28 protein-coding genes, 2 tRNA genes and 1 pseudogene are annotated in these 26,989 nt (G+C 55.4%); 23 read left to right on the top strand and 8 right to left on the bottom strand.

Translation table 11 applies throughout. The features are described 5' to 3' along the window. Window positions 1-86: 86 nt before the first annotated feature. Window positions 87-668: a Fe-Mn family superoxide dismutase gene (locus RMR24_RS11655; protein WP_310615244.1), complete on the bottom strand. Its 582-nt coding sequence runs from the start codon at window positions 666-668 to the stop codon at window positions 87-89. A 35-nt stretch (window positions 669-703) separates the two neighbouring features. After that, window positions 704-2,002: an exodeoxyribonuclease VII large subunit gene (xseA, locus tag RMR24_RS11650; protein WP_310615243.1), complete on the bottom strand. Its 1,299-nt coding sequence runs from the start codon at window positions 2,000-2,002 to the stop codon at window positions 704-706. Between the two features lie 237 nt (window positions 2,003-2,239). Here xseA and RMR24_RS11645 point away from each other — a divergent pair, with 237 nt between their 5' ends. The 6 genes from RMR24_RS11645 (at window position 2,240) to adk (ending at window position 6,004) form a co-directional block, all read left to right on the top strand. After that, a complete protein-coding gene (locus RMR24_RS11645; protein ID WP_310615242.1) occupies window positions 2,240-2,866 on the top strand; it encodes a MotA/TolQ/ExbB proton channel family protein in 627 nt (208 codons plus the stop codon). 21 nt (window positions 2,867-2,887) lie between these two features. Further along, window positions 2,888-3,313 (top strand): biopolymer transporter ExbD, encoded by a 426-nt coding sequence (locus RMR24_RS11640; protein WP_310615353.1) that lies wholly within the window; start codon window positions 2,888-2,890, stop codon window positions 3,311-3,313. Between the two features lie 5 nt (window positions 3,314-3,318). Then, on the top strand, window positions 3,319-4,341 hold the full coding sequence (gene lpxK / locus RMR24_RS11635) for a tetraacyldisaccharide 4'-kinase (RefSeq protein WP_310615241.1): 1,023 nt from the start codon (window positions 3,319-3,321) through the stop codon (window positions 4,339-4,341). After that, window positions 4,322-4,504: a Trm112 family protein gene (locus RMR24_RS11630; RefSeq protein ID WP_310615240.1), complete on the top strand. Its 183-nt coding sequence runs from the start codon at window positions 4,322-4,324 to the stop codon at window positions 4,502-4,504. Before lpxK ends, RMR24_RS11630 begins: the two co-directional genes overlap by 20 nt. Next, the gene (gene kdsB / locus RMR24_RS11625) at window positions 4,505-5,272 is read left to right on the top strand and encodes a 3-deoxy-manno-octulosonate cytidylyltransferase (protein ID WP_310615239.1); all 768 of its coding nucleotides are present in this window, start codon (window positions 4,505-4,507) and stop codon (window positions 5,270-5,272) included. It abuts the gene before it with no gap. Window positions 5,273-5,347: 75 nt separating this feature from the next. After that, entirely contained in the window at window positions 5,348-6,004 is a 657-nt protein-coding gene (gene adk, locus RMR24_RS11620) for an adenylate kinase (RefSeq protein ID WP_310615238.1), read from the top strand. Window positions 6,005-6,057: 53 nt separating this feature from the next. Here the strand turns inward: adk and RMR24_RS11615 are convergent, their stop codons facing one another. Further along, the gene (locus tag RMR24_RS11615; protein WP_310615237.1) at window positions 6,058-6,957 is read right to left on the bottom strand and encodes an asparaginase; all 900 of its coding nucleotides are present in this window, start codon (window positions 6,955-6,957) and stop codon (window positions 6,058-6,060) included. A 95-nt stretch (window positions 6,958-7,052) separates the two neighbouring features. Between RMR24_RS11615 and lexA the strand changes: the two genes are divergently transcribed. The 9 genes and pseudogenes from lexA (at window position 7,053) to RMR24_RS11570 (ending at window position 14,666) form a co-directional block, all read left to right on the top strand. Beyond that, a complete protein-coding gene (gene lexA / locus RMR24_RS11610) occupies window positions 7,053-7,709 on the top strand; it encodes a transcriptional repressor LexA (RefSeq protein ID WP_310615236.1) in 657 nt (218 codons plus the stop codon). A gap of 12 nt (window positions 7,710-7,721) precedes the next feature. Next, complete coding sequence (locus tag RMR24_RS11605; RefSeq protein ID WP_310615356.1) at window positions 7,722-7,958, top strand: hypothetical protein; 237 nt, start codon at window positions 7,722-7,724, stop codon at window positions 7,956-7,958. A gap of 28 nt (window positions 7,959-7,986) precedes the next feature. Then, window positions 7,987-8,994: a D-2-hydroxyacid dehydrogenase family protein gene (locus RMR24_RS11600; RefSeq protein ID WP_310615235.1), complete on the top strand. Its 1,008-nt coding sequence runs from the start codon at window positions 7,987-7,989 to the stop codon at window positions 8,992-8,994. A 52-nt stretch (window positions 8,995-9,046) separates the two neighbouring features. Then, window positions 9,047-9,979, top strand: a pseudogene (locus tag RMR24_RS11595) (3-hydroxyacyl-CoA dehydrogenase family protein); the annotation flags it as partial. A 6-nt stretch (window positions 9,980-9,985) separates the two neighbouring features. Further along, the gene (locus RMR24_RS11590) at window positions 9,986-10,765 is read left to right on the top strand and encodes an oxepin-CoA hydrolase, alternative type (protein ID WP_310615234.1); all 780 of its coding nucleotides are present in this window, start codon (window positions 9,986-9,988) and stop codon (window positions 10,763-10,765) included. An 81-nt stretch (window positions 10,766-10,846) separates the two neighbouring features. Next, entirely contained in the window at window positions 10,847-11,566 is a 720-nt protein-coding gene (locus tag RMR24_RS11585) for a Crp/Fnr family transcriptional regulator (protein WP_310615233.1), read from the top strand. Window positions 11,567-11,579: 13 nt separating this feature from the next. Beyond that, a complete protein-coding gene (locus RMR24_RS11580) occupies window positions 11,580-12,662 on the top strand; it encodes a phosphotransferase (RefSeq protein WP_310615232.1) in 1,083 nt (360 codons plus the stop codon). 27 nt (window positions 12,663-12,689) lie between these two features. After that, entirely contained in the window at window positions 12,690-13,952 is a 1,263-nt protein-coding gene (locus RMR24_RS11575; RefSeq protein ID WP_310615231.1) for an acyl-CoA dehydrogenase family protein, read from the top strand. A 9-nt stretch (window positions 13,953-13,961) separates the two neighbouring features. Next, window positions 13,962-14,666: a glutathione binding-like protein gene (locus RMR24_RS11570; RefSeq protein WP_310615230.1), complete on the top strand. Its 705-nt coding sequence runs from the start codon at window positions 13,962-13,964 to the stop codon at window positions 14,664-14,666. A 10-nt stretch (window positions 14,667-14,676) separates the two neighbouring features. Here the strand turns inward: RMR24_RS11570 and RMR24_RS11565 are convergent, their stop codons facing one another. After that, entirely contained in the window at window positions 14,677-15,600 is a 924-nt protein-coding gene (locus RMR24_RS11565; protein ID WP_310615229.1) for a hypothetical protein, read from the bottom strand. A gap of 124 nt (window positions 15,601-15,724) precedes the next feature. Here RMR24_RS11565 and RMR24_RS11560 point away from each other — a divergent pair, with 124 nt between their 5' ends. Together RMR24_RS11560 and RMR24_RS11555 are read left to right on the top strand one after the other, a co-directional pair. Then, window positions 15,725-16,264 carry a hypothetical protein gene (locus tag RMR24_RS11560; protein ID WP_310615228.1) on the top strand — a complete coding sequence of 180 codons (540 nt, stop codon included), beginning with the start codon at window positions 15,725-15,727 and terminating at the stop codon, window positions 16,262-16,264. Between the two features lie 89 nt (window positions 16,265-16,353). After that, the gene (locus RMR24_RS11555; protein ID WP_310615227.1) at window positions 16,354-17,256 is read left to right on the top strand and encodes a hypothetical protein; all 903 of its coding nucleotides are present in this window, start codon (window positions 16,354-16,356) and stop codon (window positions 17,254-17,256) included. A 17-nt stretch (window positions 17,257-17,273) separates the two neighbouring features. On the opposite strand, the gene RMR24_RS11550 is transcribed toward RMR24_RS11555, so the two are convergent. After that, a tRNA-Arg gene (locus RMR24_RS11550) sits at window positions 17,274-17,350 on the bottom strand. 43 nt (window positions 17,351-17,393) lie between these two features. Continuing rightward, a tRNA-Pro gene (locus RMR24_RS11545) sits at window positions 17,394-17,470 on the bottom strand. An 86-nt stretch (window positions 17,471-17,556) separates the two neighbouring features. Here RMR24_RS11545 and RMR24_RS11540 point away from each other — a divergent pair. From RMR24_RS11540 to RMR24_RS11515, 6 genes are read left to right on the top strand one after another with little or no spacing between them, the layout of a single operon-like run. Continuing rightward, window positions 17,557-18,486, top strand: coding sequence for a LysR family transcriptional regulator (locus RMR24_RS11540; RefSeq protein ID WP_310615226.1), 930 nt, complete (start codon window positions 17,557-17,559; stop codon window positions 18,484-18,486). Window positions 18,487-18,540: 54 nt separating this feature from the next. After that, on the top strand, window positions 18,541-19,974 hold the full coding sequence (gene tcuA, locus RMR24_RS11535) for an FAD-dependent tricarballylate dehydrogenase TcuA (protein ID WP_310615225.1): 1,434 nt from the start codon (window positions 18,541-18,543) through the stop codon (window positions 19,972-19,974). Beyond that, window positions 19,961-21,133 (top strand): tricarballylate utilization 4Fe-4S protein TcuB, encoded by a 1,173-nt coding sequence (tcuB, locus tag RMR24_RS11530; RefSeq protein ID WP_310615224.1) that lies wholly within the window; start codon window positions 19,961-19,963, stop codon window positions 21,131-21,133. Before tcuA ends, tcuB begins: the two co-directional genes overlap by 14 nt. 16 nt (window positions 21,134-21,149) lie before the next feature. Beyond that, window positions 21,150-22,124 carry a tripartite tricarboxylate transporter substrate binding protein gene (locus tag RMR24_RS11525; protein ID WP_310615223.1) on the top strand — a complete coding sequence of 325 codons (975 nt, stop codon included), beginning with the start codon at window positions 21,150-21,152 and terminating at the stop codon, window positions 22,122-22,124. 21 nt (window positions 22,125-22,145) lie between these two features. Beyond that, window positions 22,146-22,937 (top strand): substrate-binding domain-containing protein, encoded by a 792-nt coding sequence (locus RMR24_RS11520; RefSeq protein WP_310615222.1) that lies wholly within the window; start codon window positions 22,146-22,148, stop codon window positions 22,935-22,937. Between the two features lie 7 nt (window positions 22,938-22,944). Beyond that, window positions 22,945-23,862: a CaiB/BaiF CoA-transferase family protein gene (locus RMR24_RS11515; RefSeq protein WP_310615221.1), complete on the top strand. Its 918-nt coding sequence runs from the start codon at window positions 22,945-22,947 to the stop codon at window positions 23,860-23,862. 25 nt (window positions 23,863-23,887) lie between these two features. Here the strand turns inward: RMR24_RS11515 and RMR24_RS11510 are convergent, their stop codons facing one another. Together RMR24_RS11510 and typA are read right to left on the bottom strand one after the other, a co-directional pair. Further along, window positions 23,888-25,021, bottom strand: coding sequence for an enoyl-CoA hydratase/isomerase family protein (locus RMR24_RS11510; RefSeq protein ID WP_310615220.1), 1,134 nt, complete (start codon window positions 25,019-25,021; stop codon window positions 23,888-23,890). 148 nt (window positions 25,022-25,169) lie between these two features. Then, the gene (typA, locus tag RMR24_RS11505; protein ID WP_310615219.1) at window positions 25,170-26,987 is read right to left on the bottom strand and encodes a translational GTPase TypA; all 1,818 of its coding nucleotides are present in this window, start codon (window positions 26,985-26,987) and stop codon (window positions 25,170-25,172) included. Between the last annotated feature and the right edge of the window lie 2 nt (window positions 26,988-26,989).

Raw genomic sequence — 26,989 nt, 5'->3', positions numbered from 1 at the left:
TTGCACTGACCCACAAAAAAGCCGCCTAGCAAGGCGGCTTTTTTTTACATCTCAACGAACATCACTGCCCGTTGAAACATGACGATTTAAGCAAAGTTGGCTTCAGCAAAAGACCAGTTCACCAAATGGTCAAGGAAAGTCTCGACGAACTTAGGACGCATGTTGCGGTAGTCGATGTAGTAAGCGTGTTCCCACACGTCCACGGTCAACAAGGCTTTGTCGCCAGTGGTCAATGGGGTGCCAGCAGCGCCCATGTTGACGATGTCCACAGAACCATCGGCCTTTTTAACCAACCATGTCCAGCCAGAGCCAAAGTTGCCCACGGCGCTTTTGACGAAGGCTTCTTTGAATGCAGCGTAGCTGCCAAATTTGGCGTTGATGGCAGCAGCCAAAGCACCTGTAGGTTCGCCGCCGCCTTGGGGCTTCATGCAGCTCCAGAAGAAGGTGTGGTTCCAGATTTGGGCAGAGTTGTTGTAGATGCCGCCGCTGGACTTCTTGATGATTTCTTCGAGCGCCATGCCTTCGAATTCAGTCCCTTTTTGCAGGTTGTTCAGGTTCACAACGTAAGCGTTGTGGTGCTTGCCGTGATGAAACTCCAGAGTTTCTTGGCTGTAATGAGGGGCCAATGCGTCGATGGCGTAAGGCAGTGCGGGGAGCGTGTGTTCCATGAAGTCCTCTTGTGTAAAAACGTGAATTGTAAAAACTAAATGTGTGTCGATGGTGCCACACGCAAATCAACCACGCCGTCGGCAAGGGTTGCTTGCAGGACTTGGCCTTCAGCAGTTTGCGCCACTGACGTGACAGCCTGGCCATCGACATCGCTGAGCCATGCAAAACCGCGTTGCAGAACCAACTTAGGGTCTAGCAGCCCTAAGCGCAATGCGGCGCGGTGCAAGCGTTCGCGGGCGGTAGCTGGGGTTTGCTGCACACCACGGGCCAGGCCACTGGCGAGTGTGGCGAGTTCGTTGTGACAGCGCTGGTTGCGGGTTTGCACGGCTTGGCCTAGCCGCTGTTGCAAGCGCAAGAGCTGCATTTTTTCGGCGCTCAGGCCTTCGGATGGGCGGCCCAAACGGGCTTGGGCACGGTCAAGGCGCTGCTCTTGGGTGTCGAGCTGGCGGTGCACGATGGTTTGCAGGGCACTACCCCACAGCTGCAGGTTAGACAGCAGCTCGGCCTGAGGCACCGCGCACATTTCCGCCGCGGCGGTGGGCGTGGGTGCCCGCAGGTCAGCGCAAAAGTCGGCGATGGTGAAGTCGGTCTCATGGCCTACGCCACTGATGATGGGCACGGGGCTGCTGACGATGGCGCGAGCTAGGTTTTCGTCATTGAAAGCCCAGAGGTCTTCCATGGAGCCGCCACCGCGCACCAACAGGATGACGTCGATGTTGGGCTGTTGGCCAAGCTGCTGCAAGGCTTGCACCAAGGTGGGCGGCGCATCAGGCCCTTGCACCAAGGACGGCGCAAATACCACAGGAATGTGCGGCACACGGCGCTGCAAAGCGGTGGCCACGTCGTGCAAGGCGGCTGCACCGAGCGAGGTGACCACGCCAATGCCACGGGGCATGGTCTTTAGGGGGCGTTTGCGCTCGGCGTCAAACAGGCCTTCGGCTTCTAGCTTGGCTTTGAGTTTCAAAAACTGCTCAAACCATGCACCCTGCCCTGCACGACGCATGTGCTCAACCACCATTTGCAACTCGCCACGCGGCTCGTATACACCCAAACGTCCCTTGATTTCGACGAGTTCGCCGTCCGCAGGACGAAAGTCGAGCATTTGCGCGGCACGCTTGAACATGGCGCAACGCAACTGACCGCTTGCGTCCTTGAGGGTGAAGTAGCAATGACCGCTGGCTGCACGCGTAAAACCAGAAATCTCGCCCCGAACGGCTACGGGGTTAAACCGACTGTCTAGGACATCAGCAACGGCGCGGCACAGAGCACCAACTGCCCAAATACGTGGCGTCAAACCTAGCGATTCAGCGCTTGAAGCGGAGGAGTCATCCACAAAAAATAATTCCAGTTTGTTTTAAATCGCAAATCAATAAAATCACCGATCTACGTAGCAAGCCATTGATTTTAAAAGGATTTTCAGCGCCCAATTTTCAATCATTCTGTTGAATCGGCCCATTCATGCGGCTTCAGAGGGGGTGCACCGAAGCTTATCCCCAAAGTTATCCACAGTTCGTGTGGATGGGCTGCTGGGCCATAATTGGCTCACACAAAATTCTCTGGAGTGTTGGCTTTGTTCACCATCATACAAGCGGCTGGCTGGCCGATTTGGCCCCTTTTGATCTGCTCTATCGTGGCCTTGGCCTTGGTCATTGAACGCATGATGAGCCTGCGCAGCCATTTGGTAGCGCCAGAAGGTTTGCTGGAGCAAGCACTCAAAGCCTCGCAGGACAACCTGCCTTCTGAAGATGCCATGCAGCAACTGCACGACCATTCGGTGCTAGGCCGCATCTTGGCTTCAGGCTTGCATGCCATGAAGAACGAGCCGCTAATCAGCGCGGATGACCTGCGCTCCAGCATGGAGTCGGTTGGGCGCAAAGCTGCACATGAACTGGAAAAGCATTTGGTCGCCTTGGCCACCATCGCCTCGGCGGCACCGCTGCTAGGTTTGCTGGGCACGGTCATCGGCATGATTGATATTTTTGGTTCGCAAGCGCCTGGCACAAGCAACCCCGTGCAGCTGGCACAAGGCATCTCAATTGCCCTGTACAACACGGCGTTTGGCTTGATCATTGCTATTCCTGCCCTGATGTTTTGGCGCTACCTGCGCGGCCGCGTGGATGCGTATGTGCTGGGCTTTGAGCTAGATGCTGAGCGTTTTGCGCGCCACTTGCTCGCCATGCGTGCACGTTTGAAGTAACAGGCGCCACACCCCATGGCCATGAAATTTCATCGCGAAAAGAGCCCCGAGCCCGAGATCAATTTGATTCCGTTCATCGACATTTTGTTGGTGGTGGTGATCTTTTTGATGCTCTCAACGACTTACAGCAAATTCACCGAGCTGCAACTCAACTTACCCGTGGCCGATGCCGCAACACCTCAGGAACGCCCCCATGAAGTGGTTGTGTCGATCAGCAGCGAAGGCCAATTCAGCGTGAACCGTAACTTGGTGAACACGCGTGACGTGCAAGGCCTGAGCCAAGCGCTGGCGCAGGCCACGCAACGCATTGACAGTCCCATGATCATCATCAGCGCGGACGCGCAAGCCAGCCACCAATCAGTCATGATGGTGATGGAAGCGGCACGCCGCAATGGCTTGAACCAACTCACCTTCGCAGCCCAGTCGTCCGGCGGCAAAGCCGACTGACGCCCATGAGCGGCCAACCCACGAAGTTTCTGGTTCCTTTATTGCTGCCCATCAGCTGGCTATTTGCTGGCCTTGTGGCGATTCGACGCGCACTTTACCAACACGGCTTTTACAAACAAGAAACCCTGCCCGTACCAGTCATCGTGGTGGGCAATGTGATGGTGGGTGGCGTGGGCAAAACACCCATCACGATGGCGCTGGTGAACCACTTAAAAGCGCAAGGGCTTCGCGTGGGTGTGTTGTCACGCGGCTACGGCCGCAAGACGTCTAGCACGCTGGCGGTGTCCCCCTCCAGCCAATCACAAAACGTGGGTGATGAGCCTTTGCTGATAGCCCGCAGCTGCCAAGTGCCCGTGTTTGTGGGCAATAGCCGTGTAGACGCTGGTCGTGCGCTGCTGTCGCTGTACCCAGATGTGCAAGTACTGGTCTGTGACGATGGTTTGCAGCATTGGCCACTGGCCCGCGACCTTGAACTCTGCGTCTTTGACGAGCGCGGGGTGGGCAACGGCCACCTACTGCCCGCTGGTCCACTGCGCGAAGCTTGGCCGCGCAAGGCTTTGCGTCACGCCACGTCGGGCCAAGAAGTGCCTTGCTTGGTGCTGAGGACTGCGGGCATTGCAGGCCCGCACGAGTTCGCTGTGCAACGCCACTTGGCAGACTTTGCCGTGCAAGCCAACGGAGCCAAACGCTCGCTCAGTAGCTGGTGGGACACACCCGTGCAAGCCTTGGCTGGCATTGCCAAGCCCGAAAAGTTTTTTGCCATGCTGCGTGAGCAAGGCCTGAATGTGACGCATAGCCAAGCCTTGCCCGACCACGCCGACCTGCAAAACCTGCACATCGACACCGCCCAAGGCGATGTGCTGTGCACCGAAAAAGACGCCGTCAAACTCTGGGCGCACCACCCACAGGCATGGGCTGTGCCCCTGCAAACCACCTTACCCACCGAACTGCTGGCTGCGATTGATTTCCATCTAGCAGCCGCACAACACGCAAAGTTATCATCACCCCATGGACACCAAACTGCTTGAACTCTTGGTCTGCCCCGTGACCAAAGGCCCACTGGAATTTAAACGCGACACGCAAGAGCTGGTCTCGCGCAGCGCGCGCTTGGCTTACCCCGTTCGCGACGGCATTCCTGTGTTGCTGGAAAACGAAGCCCGCACCCTGAGCGACGCTGAGCTGGAAACGTAAATGTCGTTTTGCGTTCTTATTCCAGCGCGCATGGCCTCGTCTCGCTTGCCTGACAAACCACTCGCTGACATCGCGGGCTTGCCCATGGTGGTGCGCGTGGCACAACGTGCCAAGCTGTCTGCCGCATCTCGCGTGGTGGTGGCTGCTGACGACGCCCGTATCGTGGCTGCTTGCCAAGCGCATGGCATTGATTCAGTGCTGACCCGCACCGACCACCCTTCTGGCAGCGACCGTTTGGCCGAAGCCTGCGACTTGCTGGGCCTGCAAGACACCGATGTGGTGGTCAACGTGCAAGGCGACGAGCCCCTGATTGACCCTGCTTCTATTGACGCTGCCGCCCACCTTCTGCAAACGCGCAGTGATTGCAGCATGAGCACTCTCGCCCACGCGATTGACAGCGTGGAAGACTTTGCCAACCCCAACGTGGTGAAGGTGGTGCTCGATGCCCACAACACCGCGCTGTACTTCAGCCGCGCACCAATTGCTTGGTGGCGTGATGGATTCGCAGACGGGGGCCTGAATGGCGGCATCACCGCCCTGCCCAGCCCTGCACCCCTGCGCCATGTGGGTTTGTACGGCTACCGCGTGGGGTTTTTGCGCGAATTCCCGAAGTTGGCGCAAGCGCCGATTGAGGTGACAGAGTCCCTCGAACAACTGCGTGCCATGTGGCACGGCCACCGCATTGCGGTGCACGTCACCGACCATTCTCCAGGCCCCGGCGTGGACACGCCCGAGGATTTAGCACGTGTGAGAGCCCTGCTGAGCTAAGCAGCGTAAGGGTTTCGAAGGGAAGCCCGTGATATCCTCGAGTAAGTAATAAAACGTAGACCATTAGGACCAAGCATGAGACTGATTTTGTTGGGCGCCCCCGGTGCCGGTAAAGGTACACAGGCCACCTTCATTTGCCAAAAATATGGCATCCCCCAAATCTCCACCGGCGACATGTTGCGCGCTGCTGTGAAAGCAGGCACCCCACTGGGCATCGAAGCCAAAAAAGTGATGGATGCGGGCGGTTTGGTCAGCGACGACCTCATCATCAATTTGGTCAAAGAGCGCATCACCCAAGCCGACTGCGCCAAAGGTTTCTTGTTTGACGGTTTCCCACGCACCATTCCTCAAGCCGACGCCATGAAGGCTGCTGGCGTGAAACTGGACTACGTGTTGGAAATCGACGTGCCATTTGACGCCATCATCGAGCGCATGAGCGGCCGCCGTTCACACCCGGCTTCTGGCCGCACCTATCACGTCAAGTTCAACGCACCTAAAGTGGATGGCATCGACGACGTGACTGGCGAACCCTTGGTGCAACGTGCCGACGACCAAGAAGAAACCGTCAAGAAGCGTTTGGACGTGTACAGCGCCCAAACCCGTCCCTTGGTGGACTACTACTCTGGCTGGGCCAAGGCTGACGCCGCTGCAGCCCCCAAGTACCGCGCCATCAGCGGAACCGGTACTGTGGAAGAAATCAAAGAACGCGCGTTCCAAGCTCTCGCAGCTTAATTCGCCTCAAGCATCACGCTTGCAAAGAAAAGCCGCTCTGCTGAGCGGCTTTTTTATTGCGCCACCAAATGCAACAGCAACGCCACGCGCGCTTGCACTGCAGTCAAAGAGCCTGCGTGCGACAACATGTCTGCCTCACGCGATTGCACGCCGCCTTGCGCGCAGCGCGAGGCACGCAGGACCTGCGTGCCCAGCTTTTGAGCGTCTAGCAAAGCTGCTTCTAGATCGTGATGCAAAGTGCCATTGCCAGTACCCGCCACCACCCAGCCATGCGGTGCATCTTGCGCCATCAAGGCTCGGACCAAACGGCCATCGGCGCCGGCATGGTTTTGCACCAACTCCACGCGCGGCCCATGCACACAGCCCAGCACCTGCGCTGCGCTGGGCACACGCAAATGTGCAGGATGCATGACATTGGCTTGCGAGGTGAACGGGTTGCGCTGGTGGCTGTGGCTTTTCTGCACGGCATTGCCTGCATGAACTTGGCCAGCACATACCACCGTCACGCCTTGCGAACCTGGCACTTGCACCCAAGCCAAAGCGTCTTTGAGGTTGCCAGGGCCATCGCTGCCGGGCGCATTGGCGGGCAACATGGCGCAGGTCATGGCCACGGGCTTGGCGGGGTGCAATACGGTTTGTAAAAAGTACGCAGTTTCTTCGAGCGTATCTGTGCCGTGGGTGATGACCACGCCTTGAACATCTTCTTGTTCTAACCAGTGCTCCACGCGAGCCAACAGTCTTTGCCAAACGGCAAACGACATGTCTTTGCTGTCGATTTGCGCCACTTGCTCGGTCAGCAGTTCAATGCCGTCATGTGCAACACCCTGCAGCAAATCAGCCACGCGCACTTGGCCAGCTGTGTAGTTTTGTGGCTTGGTGGCATCGATTGCCAGCCCAGCAATCGTGCCGCCTGTGGCTAAAACAACGATTTTTTTAGTTTTTTTTGCATTCATAGCTTGCCAAACTCAAAAAGCTGGTTAAAAATACAGTTACTGGATGTGCAAACAGTTGCATCCTCAATGACACACATTGTGCAGGAGTCCAAGTGATGATTGAAATGCCAAAACTTACCGCCCGTCAGCAACAGATTCTGGAACTCATCCAGTCTGCCATTGCCAACACCGGTTCGCCCCCCACACGCGCAGAAATTGCAGCAGAACTCGGTTTCAAGTCAGCCAACGCAGCAGAAGAACATTTGCAAGCCTTGGCCCGCAAAGGCGCCATCGAGCTGGTCAGCGGCACGTCTCGCGGCATTCGCCTCAAAGGTGGCAACCAACGCAGCTACCAAGAAAGCGCATTCAGCGCCTCTCCTTCTGGCTTCTCACTGCCGTTGGTGGGTCGCGTCGCAGCAGGCTCGCCCATCTTGGCGCAAGAGCATGTGGATCAAACCTATTTTGTTGAAAGCAGCTTGTTCCAACGCAAGCCCGACTACTTGCTGCGTGTGCGCGGCATGTCCATGCGCGACGCCGGCATCATGGATGGCGACCTGCTGGCCGTGCAATCCACCCGAGACGCCAAAAACGGCCAAATCGTAGTGGCCCGCTTGGGCGAAGACGTGACCGTCAAGCGCTTTCGCAAAACTGCCAGCCACATTGAGCTGCTCGCCGAAAACCCCGACTTCAAAACCATCGTGGTCGAGCCAGGTGAGCCCTTTGAAATTGAGGGTTTGGCCGTCGGCCTGATCCGTAACACCATGATGATGTAAGAAAGAACGACCATGAGCCTCGCACTTTTTGGCGCCTATCGCCTCTTGAACCCTTTGCAAAACGTTGTTCGCGGTTTCATGCCCGCCCAAGCACTGCAAAGCACCCGTCGACCCTTGCCTTTGCGTGTTGCACGCGTGATGGAAGCCCAACACAACCGAAGCCACGCAGGCCGCATGGTCATCTCTGGCCGCATGGCCGATGTGTGCGCCGAACTCGACCGTTTGGCCGAGCTGGAAAACCGCCACTGACCGTCATTTCACAAGGCACAATTAGGGGATGAATATTGTCATCCTCGACGACTACCAAGATGTCGTGCGCAAACTGAACTGCGCCTCAAAATTAGAAGCCTATCCAGCCAAGGTATACACCAACACCATCAAGGGGGTTGGCCAGTTATCCGTCAGGCTCAAAGACGCCGAAGTGCTGGTGCTGATTCGCGAACGCACCCAACTCACACGTCAGTTGCTAGAGAAACTGCCCAAACTCAAACTCATCTCGCAAACCGGCAAAGTCGGTAGCCATATCGACATGGCCACCTGTACAGAGCGCGGCATTGCGGTGGCAGAAGGCTTTGGCTCACCTGTGGCACCCGCCGAATTGACTTGGGCGCTCATCATGGCCGCCATGCGTCGCCTGCCTCAGTACATCAGCAACCTCAAACACGGCGCATGGCAACAGTCAGGTCTCAAAGCGGGTTCGATGCCCACCAACTTTGGCCTCGGCCAAGTCTTGCGTGGCAAAACCTTGGGCATTTGGGGTTATGGCAAAACTGGCGAGCTATTGGCAGGCTTTGGCAAAGCGTTTGGCATGCGCGTGTTGATGTGGGGCAGCGAATCTTCACGCGAGCGTGCCGCCAAAGACGGCTTGAATGTGGCGGCTTCACGCGAAGCATTTTTTGAAGAATCAGACGTACTTACCTTGAACTTGCGTTTGGTGGATGCCACGCGCGGCATCGTCAAACAAGCAGACTTGGCCCGGATGAAAACCACCTCGCTGTTGGTGAATACATCACGTGCCGAGTTGATTGAGCCAGATGCGCTGATCACAGGCCTCAACCGTGGACGCCCCGGCATGGCTGCGATTGATGTGTTTGAAAGCGAACCCATCATGCAAGGCCACGCGCTGCTGCGTTTAGAAAATTGCATTTGCACGCCGCACATTGGCTATGTGGAGCAAGACAGCTACGAGCTGTATTTCGGCACGGCCTTTGACAACGTGGTGAACTTCATCAAGGGCACGCCCACCAACATCGTGAACCCTGGTGCCCTGCAAGTGCGCCGCTGAACCACGTCATTTTTTGCATATGAACTCCATTCACAAAACCATCGGCATTTTGGGCGGGGCCACAGAAGCGCTACAAATTGCATCCGAAGGCGTGGCCGACTTCGCCACCATTGACTGCATCTTGCGCGAGCATGCAGGCTTCCAGCTCGGTCCCTTCCAGCTGCTGGACATAGCAGGCATTGACGTGGCGCATGAGGCCATCACCTCTGTTTACCAGCAATACCTGAGCGAGCCGCGCTTTCGTCCTAGCCACATCGCGATGCAACGCATCAACGATGGCAAGCTGGGCCAAAAGACAGGCGAAGGTTTTTACACCTATGTGAATGGCGCAGCACAAATGTCTGCCGATCAAGCTGCACCTAGCGTAGAAGAAATGCCCCCTGTGTGGGTGTCCACCCGCGCCATGCGCCGACCCGAGCTGTTGCAGCTGCTCAAAGACTTGGGTGCAAAAATTGAAACCGGCGCCTCGCCATCAGCGCAAGCGCTTTCAATCGTTGCGCCTTTGGGTTTTGACGTCACGACTGTGGCCATCGTTGAGCGCTTGGACCCCGCCCGCACCGTAGGCATCGACATGTTGATTGACGACAAGCTCACGCACCGCCGAGTGCTGGCAACCAGCCCTGCCACACGCGCGGACATGCGCGACGCCGCACACGCCTTGTTTGCCCGCGACGGCAAAGCAGTGACCGTCATTCGCGACAGCGGTGGTTTTGTGACGCAACGCGTAGTAGCCAACATCATCAACATTGCGTGTGACATGTGCCAACAAGGCCTGTGCACACCTGAAGAAATCGAAGCCACGGGTGCTGTCGACTTAGGCCACGTCATGGGGCCACTCACCATGGGCAACAAATACGGCCCGACCGAAATTTTGGAAGTGTTGTTCAACGTACAAACCGTTTATGGCGACACACGTTACCGCCCTAGCCCATGGCTGCGCCGCCGTGGCGCATTGGGTTTGAGCTTGATGCACGTCGAAAGCTAACGCCCCATGAGCGCTCAACTCAAAAGCACCAACCAAGGTCAGACGCTGATCTTGACCTTGTCAGACCCCACGCTGCGCAATGCCATGGGACTTGCCATGTACGCCGCAGGCATTGAAGCGCTTAACGTGGCCGAGACCAACCCCGACATTCGCAGCGTGGTCATCACGGGCGAAGGCACGCACTTTTGTGCGGGCAGTGATGTGCACAGCCTCAAAACCAACCGCGAGCAACCCGCCGAAGTGCAAGCGCAAATGGTGGAAAGCCTGCACAACTGGATGGAAGCCATTCGCACTTTTCCTAAACCTGTCATTGCTGCAGTTGAAGGCGCTGCCGTGGGCACTGGTTTTTCATTGGCTTTGATGTGCGACTTAGTTGTGGCCGCAGACAACAGCGTGTTTGCCATGGCCTATAGCAACTTAGGCTTGTCACCCGATGCGGGCGGCAGCTGGAATTTGGCGCGCGCCCTGCCGCGTCAATTGGCATCGGAGTTATTGCTGCTGGGAGATCGCATCAGCGCACAACGCTTGCATGAGCTGGGTGTTGTCAACCGCGTGGTCGACAGCGGTCATGCTTTGACAGAAGCATTGGCATTGGCAGAACGCATCAACGCACGCGCACCCAATGTGATGAACAGCATCAAAGAACTCGTCAACGATGCGGGCACACACCACATGACCGATCACTTAGCGCAAGAGCGAAACCAATTTGTGAAGAACTTGCATCACACCAATGCAAGCATTGGCATCCAAGCTTTTCTCAACAAAGAAGTACCTCACTACAAATAAACATCCACTCGGCAGACCCGTTCAAACCACGGGTCTCCAGAGTGACAAATTCTTACTTTCAGGTCACACAAAAGACAGGCTATGGACGATCCTATTCTTAACATCGAAGAACGCGAGGCCATCAACGCAGGACGTTGGTTCTCTTCACTTTCACCTTCACTCAGGCACGATATTCTTCGATGCGCTTACGTCAAACGATGCAAAGACGGCGACTTGATCGCAGCACGCGGCGACTCGGCCGACGAGTGGATGGGCTGTGCCCGGGGTGCAGTGCGCGTGAGCTCCACATCACTGTCGGGCAAGCAAATTACCTTCACCTATGTGGAGCCGGGCATTTGGTTTGGCGACGTGGCAATTCTGGACGGGGACCGTCGCACACACGATGTGTACGCACATGGCGACACGTCCATCTTGTGCGTGGCAAAAGCAGACTTTCAGAAAATTCTCAGCCAGCATGTGGAGTTTTACGAAGCCATGCTGCGCTTGCAAGCGCGTCGCATTCGCCAACTGTTTGGTTTGGTGGAAGATCTCAACACTCTGCCTCTGCGCTCACGCTTGGCCAAACAACTGTTGCACTTGGCGCGCAGCTACGGTGTGGCATGCCTGAACAACGGTCAAGAAATTCGCATTGGCTTGCATCTGGCGCAAGAAGAATTGGCGCAACTCTTGGGCGCTTCACGCCAACGTGTGAACCAAGAACTCAAAGCCATGGAACGCGAAGAAGCCATTCGCATCGAGCCGGGTGGCTTGGTGATTCGCAACCGCGACGCTTTGCTTCACATCAGCGAAGCCGACCACTGAGAGGAGCCTACGCATGAACCGGGACGACACACACACTTCCCAGTCCATGCAAGCGGCGCACAGCCTCGACACTGCAGCATTGACCGCATGGCTGCAAGCACATCTGCCCGGTTTTGAAGGCCCACTCACGCTAGAGACCTTCAAAGGAGGGCAATCCAACCCCACCTACCAACTCATCACACCGAAGCGCAGCTATGTGCTGCGCACCAAGCCCGGCCCTGTGGCCAAGTTGCTGCCATCTGCACATGCCATTGAACGCGAATTCAAGGTGATGCAAGGCCTACACGGCACCGATGTGCCCGTGCCGCAAATGCATGTGCTGTGCGAAGACGAATCCGTCATCGGTCGCGCTTTCTATGTGATGGAATTTGTGCAGGGGCGCGTGCTGTGGGACCAAACCCTCCCAGGCATGCGCAATGCAGATCGGGGAGCCATCTATGACGAAATGAATCGCGTCATCGCCGCATTGCACACAGTCAAGTTTGCAGAGCGCGGTCTAGAGAGCTACGGACGCCCCGGCAATTACTTTGAACGCCAAATTGGCCGCTGGAGCAAGCAATACGTGGCCTCAGTCACGCAGCCAATTCCTGAGATGGACAAGCTCATGGCATGGCTGCCAGCAAACATGCCTGCCAGTGCACTGGACGCAAGCAAAGTGAGCATCGTGCACGGAGACTACCGCTTAGACAACTTGATGTTTCACCCCACCGAGCCACGCGTGTCAGCAGTGCTCGATTGGGAGCTGTCCACACTTGGCCACCCACTCGCTGACTTCAGCTACCTGTGCATGGGCTGGCACATTCCGCCCGGCACTTTCAGAGGTATTGGCGGCGTAGACATTGCAGCACTTGGCATTCCCAGCGAAAGCGAAAACATTCACCGCTATTGCGACCGCACGGGCTTAGCCACACCCGCTGACCTCAAAGCAGACTGGAACTTTTACCTCGCCTACAACATGTTCCGCATCGCGGCCATCTTGCAAGGCATTGCCAAACGCGTCGAAGCCGGTACAGCATCAAGCGACGAGGCCAAGGCCAACGGTGCCGGAGCGCGACCAATGGCAGAGCTGGCATGGAAATTTGCACAACAAGCCTAAGAATAAAAGAGACAAGGAAAACAAAATATGAATTTCGATTACAGCGACAAAGTCAAAGGCCTTCAAGCACGCCTGCTCGCCTTCATGGACGCGCACATTTATCCCAACGAGCAACGCTTCTTCGAAGAGATTGCCGCCAACCGAGCCAAGGGCGACGCATGGGTTCCCACTGCTCTGGTTGAAGAGCTCAAGCCGAAGGCGCGTGCGGCAGGTTTATGGAACTTGTTCATTCCCCACAGCCCACGCGTTCCCGACGGCTTGAGCAATTTGGAATATGCGCCCTTGTGCGAAATCATGGGTCGCGTACCCTTTGCAGCCGAGGTGTTCAACTCATCAGCCCCCGATACGGGCAACATGGAAACGTTCGAGCGCTATGCCAGCGAAGCCCTGAAGGTGCAGTGGCTTGAGCCCTTGCTGCGCGGCGAGATTCGCTCCGCCTTTTTGATGACCGAGCCAGCGGTCGCGTCGTCTGACGCCACCAACATCCAATGCAGCATCGTGCGCGAAGGCAACGAGTACGTGATCAACGGCACCAAGTGGTGGAGCTCTGGCGCCGGCGACCCGCGTTGTGCCGTGTACATCGTGATGGGCAAAACAAACCCCGATGCGCCAAAGCACGCACAACAAAGCATGGTGATCGTGCCAGCCAACACGCCTGGCGTGAAAGTGGTGCGCCCCTTGAGCGTATTTGGCTATGACGACGCGCCTCACGGCCACATGGAAGTCACCCTCACCAACGTGCGCGTACCCGCTGAAAACCTGTTGCTGGGCGAAGGCCGTGGCTTCGAGATTGCACAAGGCCGCTTAGGCCCAGGGCGTATTCACCACTGCATGCGTTCGATTGGCTCAGCAGAACGCGCCTTAGAGCTGATGTGCAAGCGGCTTAACAGCCGCGTGGCGTTTGGCAAGCCTTTGTCAGCCCAAGGCGTGTGGCACGAGCGCATTGCAGACGCCCGCATCATGATTGAGCAAGCGCGTTTACTCACCCTCAAAGCCGCCTACATGATGGACACCGTGGGCAACAAAGAGGCCCGCGCCGAAATTGCCATGATCAAAGTCATTGCGCCTAATATGGCCAGCCAAGTGATTGATTGGGCCATTCAAGCACATGGTGCAGCAGGCATCTCTGACGACTTCCCACTCGCCTATGCCTACTGCACGCAGCGTTGGTTGCGCTTGGCCGATGGCCCAGATGAGGTACACCGCCAATCCATCGCTAAACTCGAGCTGGCTAGAAACATTGCCACAGCACCACAAGACAAAGAAATGCCCATCACACGCGGCAGCTAAGGAATTCAAATGATTGACGTTTATTCATGGGCTACGCCCAACGGCCACAAGGTGCACATCATGCTCGAAGAGTGTGGCTTACGACTCGGCCGCGACTGGCTGGCGCACCCCATCAACATTGGCAAAGGTGACCAGTTCCAGCCTGAGTTTTTGAAGATCAGTCCCAACAACAAAATTCCTGCGCTGGTAGACCCAAACGGGCCTGACGGCAAGCCGATCAACGTGTTTGAGTCGGGTGCAATTTTGTTGTACCTCGCCGCTAAAACGGGTAAGCTTTTACCCAAAAGCGACCGTGCCAAATTTGAAGTGCTGCAATGGCTGATGTTTCAGATGGGAGGCGTCGGTCCGATGCTGGGCCAAGCGCACCACTTTCGTATCTACGCGCCAGAAAAAGTGGAATATGCCTACAACCGCTACACCAATGAAGCCAAACGCTTGTATGGCGTGATGGACAAGCGCTTGCAGACCAGCAAGTTCATTGGCGGCAACAGCTATAGCATTGCCGACATCGCTATTTTCCCGTGGCTACGCAGCTGGCAAAACCAAGGCATCGATTGGGCCGACTACCCTCACCTCAAAGCTTGGTTTGACTTGATTGCCGCACGCCCTGCTGTGCAACGTGGCGTGGAAGTGTTGGCTGATTTACGTAAGCCAATGTATGACGACAAGGCAAAAGAGGTTTTGTTTGGCAAGACACAATTTGCCAAGCGTTGAACCTTAGGGATTAAGGCAACTTGATTTTCAAAATTTTGTTTTTATTACCGTCATTTGAGGCGCAAGTTCCGTTGCTAACGTAGAGGTTGCCGGAATAAATGGCTAGACCTGTTGGGCTGCAAAACCCTTGAGTGGGCGTATTCCAAATCCCAATCGTGTCGCTGACAAAAAGCTCATTAGAGCCATCGCTCATTTTGATTCGGCTGATATACCCACCAACACCATTGTTGTTTGGTCCGTTATTCGCGACATAGGCGTAGTCACCGTCTATGGCAATGCCATTGGGATGATCAAAAGCGCCCCATGCAACGTTGGTATGCGTTCCATTCGCCGGATTGATTTTTGCAATGTTTCCATCAGTCAATGTCGCATAAACAAATCCATTGTGTGCAACTAATGCAGAGGGAAAGCCTGAAAAACCTGTGATGGTAGCTTGCGCATTGATCGAAGCTGAGGAGTACTTCACAATGGATCCAAGGCCAGAAATGTTGCCGACATAAAACTCAGTCGACGATAAAAAGGCAAGGCCATAGTAGTTGCCAGCCACATTGGCAACAACACTAGATCCCCCGTCGGTGTAAACACCAGAACCTGCAGCGTAGTAAACCGATGCGGCGCCAGTGACAGGATCGGTTTTTACAGCGACACCAATCGGGTCATTGACCGAGTAAGAACTCACTCGATTTCCGGTAGTGACATTGAATGTATCAACGCGATTTTCCCCTTGAACGGCGACTGTTAAAAGACCGTTGCCAGAAAAAGTCATCAACTTAGGCAGATTTAAAGTCCAAGATCCAGTATCGAAAAGCGTGATGGTTTTCGACACCACGGCAACAGGCGCCTGATTCGAAGACGCAGAGCCGCCCCCACCCCCGCCGCACCCTGCTAAGCAGACTGCGACGATGAGATCAATGACCAACAATATCTTTTTCATCCTGCTTCCTAAATCGACATCATTCCACTTTACTTGATGCATTCAGGCATACCAACTACAAACTGATAAAGTTGGCACTGTTCCAACCGATTGATCGAACGTCATGTTTAAGAAGTTTTTCCTGTTGACCTGCCTGCTCCTCTGCGCGTGGACAGGCGTGCTCGCACAAGACAAACCTGCTGCATCACGCGCCATCTTGGCCCGCCCGCCCTTGTCTGGCCCGGAGCCGATGTTGTTGTTGGGCCCTAAGAACCGCCCTTACTCAGAGATCATGGTCCACACCACTAAGCTGGACTACTTTGATTGCAAAGGCATCGTCGCACCTTGGTTTCGTGAGCTTTTGGTGGCCGAGATGAACTACTTTGCCGAATTGGTTGAATTGCCGTTCGTCAAAGGCGATGCCTGCGTGGTGAGCATCGGCACTGATAAGAGCCTCACACCGGGGCGCATCAACATTCACCTTTATGTGAACGAGCAACGCTTGACTGCCTGTGTGCGCAACGAACAATGCCCTGTATTTCGCAGCATCAGCCTGATTCCTAAAGACAAGGTGCTGTACCGCTCTTACTTTTTGTCAGACATGTCTCGCAAACTCATTTCCCAGCAATGCGTGACAGACAAAGGTAAGCTGCACACCGACACCACCTGCTACACCGTCCCTTGAGGCTTTTTTGCCCATGGGGCTAAAGCCTCCCCTTGAGCAGTCGATCTTCTAGGGATATGCGTTTGTTTCCCTCCATCCTTCTCGCTGCCATGCTTGTTTTGACAGGCCTTGCGAGCTCGCCTGCGTTCGCCAGCGACGCGCCCAAAAAGCCAGCGGTCAAAGAAGAACCTCCCAAACCCAAGTTCGACTACGTGGAAGAAGCGGGCGAACCAGGCCGCAGTGGCTATGTCTACAAACGTGTGGCTAAACCGAAATTCGAGGAGCCCCAAGAAGTTCCTAAGGCAGAGCCAAAAGAGCCACCAAAACCCGAACCTAAGGATGACCACGGAAAGAAAGACGACCACGGCAAAAAAGACGATGGTCATGGCGCTCCTAAGAAAGAAGAAAAAAAAGATGACGGCCACGGCGCGCCGCCCAAAAAGGACGATAAGAAAAAAGACGATGGCCACGGGGGCGGACACGGTAAAGAAGCCAAAAAAGCAGAGCCACCTGCAGCTAGCGCTGTTTACGACTCAGCGGTCATCAAACTCAACAGCAATAACCGTCCACTCACGCCCGTGGTGTTCAGCAACGCTTATGCTGACTACTTTGTCTGCCATAAAACCATCAAAACCAAGTATCGCGACACAGTACTGGCCGAGATGAACACGTTCGCCGACCGTATGGGTATTGCCCGTGCACAAGACATGCCTTGCATGATCAAAGTAGCCAAGCCCAACACCAGGTTCCCAGGTGCGATTTACATTGAGTTTTATACGGATGTCAAAGCCGAGAAAGCCTGCATCAAAAAAGGCGAATGCGGTTCAACCCGCCTGATGATGTTGCACCCTAAAGACAAAACCGGGTTGAAGAGCCAAGAGGTGTACCGCTCATATGTTCTGACGGACGAAAAGAAGTTTCGTCGCGCCAACTTTTGCGTCAGCCCCGAGGGCCAACTGCTGGGCGAAAAGCACTGCTACGTGGCGCTGAACCCCGATTGGTTGTTCAACTGAGCAGTGGCTTGAGAAAATGGCCTGTCCGACAGGAATCGAACCTGTGACCCACAACTTAGAAGGTTGTTGCTCTATCCAACTGAGCTACGGACAGAAATGAAAAAAGGCCTCGAAAAACGAGGCCTTTTTTGCTTTTGTGGTCGGGGCGATAGGATTCGAACCTACGACCCTCTGGTCCCAAACCAGATGCGCTACCAGGCTGCGCTACGCCCCGATGGTGACATTGTAACCTGCAAATGAACCCGTTTACCAAACATCCCCCGCGAAAATCGCGCTACCGCATTCATTCACAATGGGCCCGTGAAAATTGATTTTGATGGCGTACAAGCATTCGTGGTGACCGCTGAGCTCGGAGGCTTCAACAAAGCTGCTGAACAACTCCACATCACACAAACCGCACTCACCCGCCGTGTGCAAAAACTAGAAGCTTATTTGGGCCTCAAACTGCTCGATCGCACCACCCGCCGCGTAGAAATGACGGTGGTTGGTCGCGACTTTTTGCCCCAAGCTAGGGCCATCGTGAATGAAATGACCTTGGCGGTGAGTCGTCTCAAAGACATGTCACAGCACGCCAGAGGCAACTTCACCCTCGCCTGCGTGCCCAGCATGGCGGCACACATGCTGCCAAATCTCATTCGTCAATATGCCGACGTGTGTCCGGGCAACCGAATTCGCTTACTTGATGCAGCCTCTTACGAGGTACGCAAAGCGGTTCTCAACCACCAAGCTGAAATTGGCATTGCGGTGAACGGGGAGCCGCACACAGACTTGATTGAAACGCCGTTGTTTGACGACCCGCTGGTCTTTATTTGTCGCGACACACACCCCCTTCAGAGCAAAGACTTCGTTACCTGGGCTGACATGCGTGACGCTGATTTAATTGTGGTGAGCAACTTTATGGCCACGCGTGTGTTCATGGATTACCAACTCGCCAAGCACGGCATTCGACTCAGCGGCAATTACGAAGTACAACACCACGCCACCGCCATCAACCTCGTTGCAGCAGGTGTGGGCTGCGCCATTTTGCCGTCGTCAACGCTAGCAGATGGGGATCGACTGCATGTACGCAAAATATCGCTGACAAGCCCCGTGGTCAAACGCAAGGTGGCATTACTTCGCCACAAAAACACCAGCCTCTCGCCAGCAGCGCAAGCATTTCTTGAGTTGATTCAAAAAGAGCACCTCAAACCCAAGACATCCCCGTCTCGATTGTTGCGAAAAAAGAAATAATAAGCGCCGATATTTCACTTCTCAACATAACCGTTTGAGCCGACACTTGCAGCCATGACAACTCAAACTAGTGCAACACCACCCGATGTTCTGGTCATAGGCGGAGGCAATGCCGCCTTGTGCGCGGCCCTCATGGCTGCCGAGGCTGGCGCTTCTGTGCTGATGCTCGAATCAGCCCCACCCGAATGGCGCGGCGGTAATTCTGGACACACCCGCAATCTGCGTTGCATGCACGACGCGCCACAAGACGTGCTGGTCGAGGCATACCCAGAAGAAGAGTATTGGCAAGACTTACTCAAGGTCACAGGTGGCCTCACCAACGAAAAACTGGCCCGCTTGGTCATCCGAGCCTCCTCCACCTGCCGCGATTGGATGCGCCAACACGGTGTGCACTTTCAGCCTCCGCTTTCAGGCGCATTGCATGTGGCGCGCACCAATGCGTTTTTCATGGGTGGTGGGAAAGCTTTGGTCAATGCCTATTACCGCAGCGCAGAAAAGCTAGGCGTGCAAATTCGTTACAACGCTGCCGTTGACAAACTCGACATTCAAAACGGCCAATTTGTCGCCGCCTATGTGGGCACCGAGCGCATCACCGCCAAAACCTGTGTATTGGCAGCTGGCGGCTTTGAGTCCAACCGCGAGTGGCTACGCGAAGCATGGGGACAAAACGAGCGTGGCGAGTGGCCTGCAGACAACTTTCTCATCCGTGGCACGCAGTTCAACCAAGGCGTGTTGCTCAAACACATGTTGGCGCATGGAGCGGACCGCATTGGCGACCCCACACAAGCCCACATGGTGGCAATTGACGCACGCGCACCGCTTTACGACGGCGGCATTTGCACACGCATTGACTGCGTGTCGCTGGGCGTGGTGGTCAACCGCGATGGCCAACGCTTTTACGATGAAGGCGAAGACTTTTGGCCCAAGCGCTACGCCATTTGGGGCCGCTTGGTGGCGCAGCAACCTGGGCAAATTGGGTATTCCATCATTGACGCCAAAGCCATTGGTCGCTTCATGCCACCCGTTTTCCCCGGCGTTCAAGCCAACACCTTGCCAGAGCTCGCGCAAAAACTTGGCTTGCCGGTAGACACATTCATGCAAACCCTCAACGACTACAACGACGGTTGCCGCATCGGCACGTTTGACCACACCAGCCTAGACGACTGCCACACAGAAGGTGTGACACCTGCCAAAACTCATTGGGCTCGCCCTGTGGACACAGGGCCGTTTTATGGTTACGCAGTTCGCCCTGGCGTCACTTTCACTTACCTAGGTCTCAAAACTGATGAAACCACAGCTGTGCGCTTCAACGATGTCCCTAGTGAGAATCTCTTTGTGGCAGGCGAAATGATGTCTGGCAACGTTCTGGGCAAAGGCTACACCGCGGGGGTGGGCATGTCGATTGGCACAGCGTTTGGTCGCATTGCGGGCACACAAGCGGCCAAAGCTGCGCTGATGATCAAGGAGGCAACACATGCAAACGCTTGATGCCCTCGCCCGCGATGCACGCGCATTGGCTAACGGCGACGTCGTGCTGTCTGGCCCTGAAACTGAAGTGGCACGACAGCTGCAAATTTGCAATGCCTGCCGCTACTGCGAAGGCTTTTGCGCCATGTTCCCCGCCATGACACGGCGATTGGAGTTTGGCAAAGCCGACATCCATTACCTCGCCAACTTGTGCCACAACTGTGGCGCTTGCTTGCACGCTTGCCAATACGCACCACCACACGAGTTCGCGGTCAATGTGCCTCAAGCCATGGCGCTAGTGCGCGGACAAACCTATGCAGACTACGCTTGGCCACCTGCGTTGGGGGCGCTCTACAAACGCAATGGGCTCACTTTGTCTTTGGCGTTAGCTGCTGGCTTGTCGCTGTTCTTGCTACTCGCACTGCAAATGAATGGCACCTTGTGGTCTGTGAACTTAGATGGCAACTTCTACAATCTGTTCCCTCACAACTTGCTGGTGAGTTTGTTTGCACCTGTGTTCTTGTTTGCTGCGCTAGCCCTCGCGCTAGGCGTACGACGTTTTTGGCGCGACATCACGCCAGCTACCAGCGGTGCTGCGCTGAGTGTGCCTGCGGCCAGCGAAGCAACCCATGACGTGCTGCGGTTGAAGTATTTGGAGGGTGGTCACGGCGAAGGCTGCAACAACGAAGACGATGCCTTCACCCTGTCACGCAGTCGTGCACATCACCTCACCTTTTATGGCTTCATGCTCTGCTTTGCGGCAACCAGTTTGGCCACGGTTTACCACTACGCGTTTGGCTGGGTGGCGCCTTATGACCTGCCGAGCTTGCCCAAAATTTTGGGCGCAGTGGGTGGTACGAGCTTGTTACTAGGTACCGCAGGTTTGTTCTGGCTCAATTTGCAACGCCACCCCATGCATGGCGATGCAGCGCAAAAGCCAATGGACTTGGGTTTTATTGCGCTTTTATTTTTTACCAGTTTGACCGGCTTGGCTTTGTGGCTGGGCCGCGGCAGCGCTGCTTTGCCAGCTTTGCTGGCCATCCATTTGGGCGTGGTCATGGCCTTATTTGCCACCCTGCCTTACGGTAAATTTGCACACGGTATTTTTAGAACGGCAGCGTTGCTGAGATTTGCAGTGGAGAAGCGACAACCAAACCAAATTGGTTTAGGCGGCGAATAACTTGATAGGGACAAACATGAACAAACGTAACTTCATCAACACCTGCGCCTTGATGGCGCTGAGCTTATCTAGCTTGGCAGTTCAAGCGCAAGAGTTTCCGCCTAAGAAAACCATCACCATGGTGGTGGGCTTTGCAGCTGGTGGTGCGGCCGACACAGCCGCACGCATCATTGCTAAAAAACTCGGCGACAACATTGGCGCGTCAGTGGTCATCGACAACCGAGGCGGCGCGGGTGGCAACATTGCCCATCAATTTGCGGCCAACGGCCCAACCGACGGCAGCACAATCTTGTTTGGTTCTGTGGGGCCACTCACCATCGCGCCGCACATGATGAAGCTGCCCTACGACCCTGTGAAAGACCTTTCGCCCATCACCATGGGCGTGAACTTTCCTAACGTGTTGGTGGTGCATTCAGGCACAGGCATCAAGACGTTTGCTGAGTACATCGCTTACGCCAAAAAGAACCCCAACAAACTCGACTACGCCTCCACAGGCCCTGGCTCTGCGTCCCACCTTGCCGGTGAGTTGCTCGACGACATGGCTGGCATCGATACCGTGCATGTGCCCTACAAAGGTGGCGCGCCTGCATTGCAAGACTTGCTGGGTGGACGTGTCGCAGCTTACTTCTCAACCTTCTCCACAGCACAGGCTTACATCGACAACGGCAAGCTGATTCCCTTGGCAAGCACAGGCGCGCAACGTTTGAAGCAATTGCCCAAAATTCCAACCATTGCGGAATCTGGTTACCCTGGCTTCAGCGCTACCAACTGGTATGCCTTCGTGGCTTCATCCAAAGTGCCAACCCCTGTCTTGGATCGTTGGAACACGGAGCTGGTCAAAGTCCTGAAGTCGCCCGATGTGGTGGAACAACTCAATGGCCATGGTCTTTCGCCTCTGCCCAGTACGCGCGACGAGCTGGCCAAATACATCGCCAAAGAATCGGCCACATGGGGTCGCGTGATTCGTGAACGAAAAATCACAGGCGAATAAATAAAAAAACGGAGAAAAATCATGACATTTGCACCTCACCTCACCCGCCGACTGTTACTGGTTAGCCTTGGTTTATTTCTAGCAGCCTCACATCTTGCACAAGCTGCCGAGATTCGCGTCATCACCTCTGGCGCTTTTACCGAAGCCTACAAAAAGCTTGTGCCTGAATTTGAAAAACAAACGGGCCACAAAGTCATCAGTTCGTTTGGCGCCTCTGTGGGCAATGCCCCTGATTCCATTCCCACGCGCTTTTCCCGTGGTGAGAAGTTTGATTTGGTCATCTTGTCGGATGGCGGCTTAGAGGCCTTGATGAAAAACGGCAATGTCATCCAAGGCAGCCGTGTCGACTTGGTGCGCTCGCAAATTGGCGCCGCTGTTCGCAAAGGTACACCCAAGCCAGACATCAGCACGGTTGATGCATTGAAACAAACTTTGCTCAATGCCAAGTCCATCGCCTACTCGGCCAGCGCCAGTGGCACTTATTTGTCGACCGAGTTATTTCCAAAGCTCGGCGTAGCTGAGCAACTCAAAGACACGGCCAAGAAAATCATGAGCGAGCGTGTGGGTGCCGTGGTGGCGCGCGGTGACGCAGAGCTGGGCTTTCAACAAGTGAGTGAGTTGATTTACTTCAAAGAACTCGACTTCATTGGCACCTTGCCTGAATCTGTGCAGCAGACCATCTTCTTCTCTGCAGGTTTGGTAGAAGGTTCGACTGAGCAAGACACAGCGAAGCAACTGATTCGTTTCTTCCAATCTCCCGAAGTGGCCGATGCCATTCGTCAAACCGGCTTGGATCCCGTCGCCGCCCGATAATGGCGACATGACTGTTGCACGCCACGCCCCTTCTGCACCCGCCCCCCTCAAAGGGGTGCGCATTCTCACCCTCGCCTTGAACCTGCCAGGTCCAGCCGCTGTGATGCGGCTGCAGACCATGGGCGCCAAGTGCACCAAGCTCGAACCGCTGGCGCATGCTGGCATGAGCACAGCAGACCCCATGGGCATTTACAAGCCTGCCGCCTATGAGGTGATGCATCAAGGCTTGAAGGTGCTGCAAGCTGATTTGAAATCAGAACGCGGCCAAGCTGCTCTGCACAAGCAACTGACACAAACCGATGTCCTCATTACCTCGTTCCGTCCATCCGCTTTGGTCAAGCTTGGGCTGGCTTGGAAAGATCTGCACAAGCGCTACCCCGCCTTGTGTGTGGTGAGCATCGTAGGTGCACGCGGCGAACGCGCTGAAGAAGCTGGACACGACCTGACGTATCAGGCCGACAGCGGTTTGGTGAGCGGGCTAGACATGCCAGCAAGTTTGTATGCCGATATGGGCGGCTCTCTGTTTGCAACCGAAGCGGTGCTTCAGGCGCTGCTGCAACGCCAACGCCCTGGCCGCTCGCAAGGCAAAGGCGTGTGTCATGAAGTGGCGTTGAGCGAGGGTGCAGCTTACCTCGCCCTGCCCCGCACATGGGGTCTCACTGCCCCAAACGGCGATGTAGGTGGTGCGCATGCGGGGTACAAGGTCTACCCCTGCAAAAACGGACGTGTAGCCTTGGCTGCTTTAGAGCCGCACTTCGCTGTGCGTTTGTGTGAAGCCGCAGGTTTACCCAAACAAGCCGCCACGCAAATGCACAAGCGCAGCACGCACGAAGGTATTGCCCAATTCTTGGCGACACAAACGCGTCAGCAGCTCAATCAATTAGCCAGCAGCAAAGACATTCCGCTACACACGCTACCGCGTTAATACGAACTTGCCGTGCGGCGCAGGCTTAAAGCAAGTGGCGTAAGGGGTGTGCAGACGCAGGCCAAGGGCTTTCAAAAAACGGCAACACCATCTCGGGCGTGACACCGGCAATGCGCTCGGGTTGCCATTTGGGTGCATGGTCTTTGTCCACCGCCAAGGCGCGAATGCCCTCTACCGTTTCGCTGCTCACACCTCGGCGTGACAGATGGTCAGTTTGAAAACAATGACGTACCAAATCGCGTTCCATACGCAGGTCTTGCGCAAGTGTCATATGGCGACCACGGCGAATTTGTTCTAGCGTGACGCACAACATCAAGGGTGACTGATGGTGCAAGGCCTTCAAAGTTTGTACCGACCAGTCATCTGCGCCCTGCAAGGCTTGCTCTATCGCAGCCACCGTGGGTAAGCCAAACACGCTGTCGACAGGCGCGCTTTGCCATGTGGGCGAAACGGCCAAGGCTTGCTCTGTTGTTGCCTTGCTTTGCTCACGCAGCCAAGCCACCACAGTCTCACCACTGGCCCAGTCTTGCTTCTGCAGTGCATCCCACAGCGCGGGCAAAGCAGAGGAATCAACACACACATCGGCCAAACCCACATGCAGTGATTCACCACCGCGCAACACATGACCTGTGAGCGCTAAATACTCACCCATGTGGTCTGGACACTTGGGTCCTTGGCAACGGCCCAAGAAATATCCGCCGCCCACATCTGGGAATAAACCAATGTGCGTCTCAGGCATGGCCATCTTGGTGCGCTCGGTGACCACGCGCAATGCAGCACCTTGGCTAATGCCCATGCCGCCACCCATGACGATGCCATCCATCAATGCGATGTAGGGCTTGGCGTAGTTTTGAATCAAATGGTTGAGGCTGTATTCCTCAGTGAAGAAGTCTTCCAGCGTCACGTCACCACTCAGTGCAGCTTGGTGGAAATAGCGAATGTCACCGCCTGCGCAAAAGCCGCCGAATGGACCTTCCTTGTTACTGCCGCGGACCACGACAGCCCGCACCTGCGCATCGTCTTGCCATTGCTGCAACACGTGATTGAGTTCACGCACCATCGCCAGTGACAACGCATTCAAAGCTTTGGGGCGATTGAGCGTGATGAGGCCTAAGTGGCCCACGCGTTCAGCGTGAACATCGGTGGTGTAAGTGGACATGGCAGCACTCCTTGTTCAAATCAATGACCCGTATTTTCATGAATTCAAAGGTCGGCCAAACCATGCTGATGAACTCACGCGACAGATAACAAACCAAGACGTCAAAAAGCCGAGGCATGCCTCGGCTTTTTTCTGCAACGCAAGTGGATTACTTGTTGCGCTTGCGTTCGCTTTCGCTCAAGAAGCGTTTGCGCAGACGCACACTCTTAGGTGTGATTTCGACCAATTCGTCGTCTTCAATGAATTCCACACCGTATTCGAGTGTCAGATCGATCGGAGGCGTGATCTTGATCGCGTCTTCTTTGCCAGACACACGGAAGTTGGTCAGCTGTTTGGTGCGTGTGGCGTTGACCACCAAGTCGTTGTCACGGCTGTGGATACCCACAATCATGCCTTCGTAAACAGGGTCGTTCGCCTTGACGAACATACGACCGCGGTCATCCAACTTGCCCAAGGCGTAAGTGAAAATTTCACCGTCATCCATGGAGATCAACACACCGTTCTTACGGCCACCGATGTCACCTTTGTGTGGCTCGTAGCTGTCAAAGATGTTGGAGATCAAACCGGAACCACGGGTCAAGTTCAAGAACTCGTTGGTAAAACCAATCAAACCACGCGCTGGAATACGGTATTCCAAACGAACGCGACCACGGCCATCTGGCTCCATGTTCACGAGTTCGCCTTTGCGCTCACCCAGGGCTTGCATGACGCCGCCTTGATGGGTTTCTTCGATGTCAGCCGTGACCATTTCGATGGGCTCATGACGCACACCGTCGATATCACGGAACACCACGCGTGGCTTAGACACAGCCAACTCGTAGCCTTCGCGGCGCATGTTTTCCAACAAAATCGTCAAATGCAATTCACCACGGCCCATGACTTCAAAGATACCTTCTTCGTCGGTTTCTTTGACGCGCAGTGCCACGTTGTGTTGCAGTTCTTTTTGCAAACGGTCCCAGATTTGACGGCTGGTCACGTACTTGCCTTCACGACCGGCCAAGGGGCTGGTGTTCACGCAGAAGTTCATGGTCAATGTAGGCTCGTCCACCTTCAACATAGGCAGCGGTGCTGGATTGGCGGAGTCGGTCACGGTCACGCCAATGTTCAAGTCAGCGATACCGTTGATCAAGACGATGTCGCCAGGACCAGCTTCGGTCACTTGCACACGGTCCAAACCTTGGAACTTCAAAACTTGGTTGATGCGGCCTTTGATGGTCTTGCCGTCTGGGCCTTCCATGACCACCACATCCATTTGTGGCTTGATCGTGCCTTGGCTGATACGGCCCACACCGATACGACCCACGAAGGTCGAGAAGTCGAGTGCAGAAATTTGCAATTGCAAAGGCGCCGCAGGGTCGCCCTTTTGAGCAGGCACGTGCTTTAAGACGGTGTTGAACAAGGCCGACATGTCCGGACCCCACTGTTCACCAGGTGCACCTTCTTCCATCGAAGTCCAACCGTTGATGCCTGAGGCGTAAACGACAGGGAAGTCGAGTTGTTCGTCGGTCGCGCCGAGTTTGTCGAACAAGTCAAAAGCGGCGTTCACCACTTTGTCTGGATTCGCACCAGGCTTGTCCACTTTGTTCACCACCACGATGGGCTTCAAACCCAAGGCCAAAGCCTTCTTGGTCACGAAGCGTGTTTGAGGCATAGGGCCTTCTTGTGCGTCGATCAACAACACAACGCCGTCCACCATCGACAAGGCACGTTCCACTTCGCCACCGAAGTCCGCGTGACCGGGGGTGTCAACGATGTTGATGTGTGTACCTTCCCAGCTCACGGCGCAGTTCTTAGCAAGAATCGTGATGCCACGTTCGCGTTCGATGGCGTTGTTGTCCATCACGGTGTCGACCACTTTTTCGTGGTCAGCAAAGGTGCCTGATTGACGCAGCAACTGGTCAACCATGGTGGTTTTACCGTGGTCAACGTGGGCGATGATCGCGATGTTACGGATTTGTTTAGTCATGC

This window comes from Limnohabitans sp. (genome assembly GCF_031539105.1).
Classification (GTDB): Bacteria; Pseudomonadota; Gammaproteobacteria; order Burkholderiales; family Burkholderiaceae_C; genus Limnohabitans.
The sequence above is the reverse complement of the archived record's forward strand: the minus strand, read 5'-3'. Positions and strand labels throughout refer to the sequence as shown.

Coding starts and splice junctions, on each gene's coding strand:
- RMR24_RS11655 (WP_310615244.1), bottom strand. CDS start 668: ATGGAACACACGCTCCCCGCACTGCCTTACGCCATCGACGCATTGGCC.
- RMR24_RS11640 (WP_310615353.1), top strand. CDS start 2,888: ATGAAATTTCATCGCGAAAAGAGCCCCGAGCCCGAGATCAATTTGATT.
- lpxK (WP_310615241.1), top strand. CDS start 3,319: ATGAGCGGCCAACCCACGAAGTTTCTGGTTCCTTTATTGCTGCCCATC.
- RMR24_RS11630 (WP_310615240.1), top strand. CDS start 4,322: ATGGACACCAAACTGCTTGAACTCTTGGTCTGCCCCGTGACCAAAGGC.
- kdsB (WP_310615239.1), top strand. CDS start 4,505: ATGTCGTTTTGCGTTCTTATTCCAGCGCGCATGGCCTCGTCTCGCTTG.
- adk (WP_310615238.1), top strand. CDS start 5,348: ATGAGACTGATTTTGTTGGGCGCCCCCGGTGCCGGTAAAGGTACACAG.
- RMR24_RS11615 (WP_310615237.1), bottom strand. CDS start 6,957: ATGAATGCAAAAAAAACTAAAAAAATCGTTGTTTTAGCCACAGGCGGC.
- lexA (WP_310615236.1), top strand. CDS start 7,053: ATGATTGAAATGCCAAAACTTACCGCCCGTCAGCAACAGATTCTGGAA.
- RMR24_RS11605 (WP_310615356.1), top strand. CDS start 7,722: ATGAGCCTCGCACTTTTTGGCGCCTATCGCCTCTTGAACCCTTTGCAA.
- RMR24_RS11600 (WP_310615235.1), top strand. CDS start 7,987: ATGAATATTGTCATCCTCGACGACTACCAAGATGTCGTGCGCAAACTG.
- RMR24_RS11590 (WP_310615234.1), top strand. CDS start 9,986: ATGAGCGCTCAACTCAAAAGCACCAACCAAGGTCAGACGCTGATCTTG.
- RMR24_RS11585 (WP_310615233.1), top strand. CDS start 10,847: ATGGACGATCCTATTCTTAACATCGAAGAACGCGAGGCCATCAACGCA.
- RMR24_RS11580 (WP_310615232.1), top strand. CDS start 11,580: ATGAACCGGGACGACACACACACTTCCCAGTCCATGCAAGCGGCGCAC.
- RMR24_RS11575 (WP_310615231.1), top strand. CDS start 12,690: ATGAATTTCGATTACAGCGACAAAGTCAAAGGCCTTCAAGCACGCCTG.
- RMR24_RS11570 (WP_310615230.1), top strand. CDS start 13,962: ATGATTGACGTTTATTCATGGGCTACGCCCAACGGCCACAAGGTGCAC.
- RMR24_RS11565 (WP_310615229.1), bottom strand. CDS start 15,600: ATGAAAAAGATATTGTTGGTCATTGATCTCATCGTCGCAGTCTGCTTA.
- RMR24_RS11555 (WP_310615227.1), top strand. CDS start 16,354: ATGCTTGTTTTGACAGGCCTTGCGAGCTCGCCTGCGTTCGCCAGCGAC.
- tcuA (WP_310615225.1), top strand. CDS start 18,541: ATGACAACTCAAACTAGTGCAACACCACCCGATGTTCTGGTCATAGGC.
- tcuB (WP_310615224.1), top strand. CDS start 19,961: ATGCAAACGCTTGATGCCCTCGCCCGCGATGCACGCGCATTGGCTAAC.
- RMR24_RS11525 (WP_310615223.1), top strand. CDS start 21,150: ATGAACAAACGTAACTTCATCAACACCTGCGCCTTGATGGCGCTGAGC.
- RMR24_RS11520 (WP_310615222.1), top strand. CDS start 22,146: ATGACATTTGCACCTCACCTCACCCGCCGACTGTTACTGGTTAGCCTT.
- RMR24_RS11515 (WP_310615221.1), top strand. CDS start 22,945: ATGACTGTTGCACGCCACGCCCCTTCTGCACCCGCCCCCCTCAAAGGG.
- RMR24_RS11510 (WP_310615220.1), bottom strand. CDS start 25,021: ATGTCCACTTACACCACCGATGTTCACGCTGAACGCGTGGGCCACTTA.
- typA (WP_310615219.1), bottom strand. CDS start 26,987: ATGACTAAACAAATCCGTAACATCGCGATCATCGCCCACGTTGACCAC.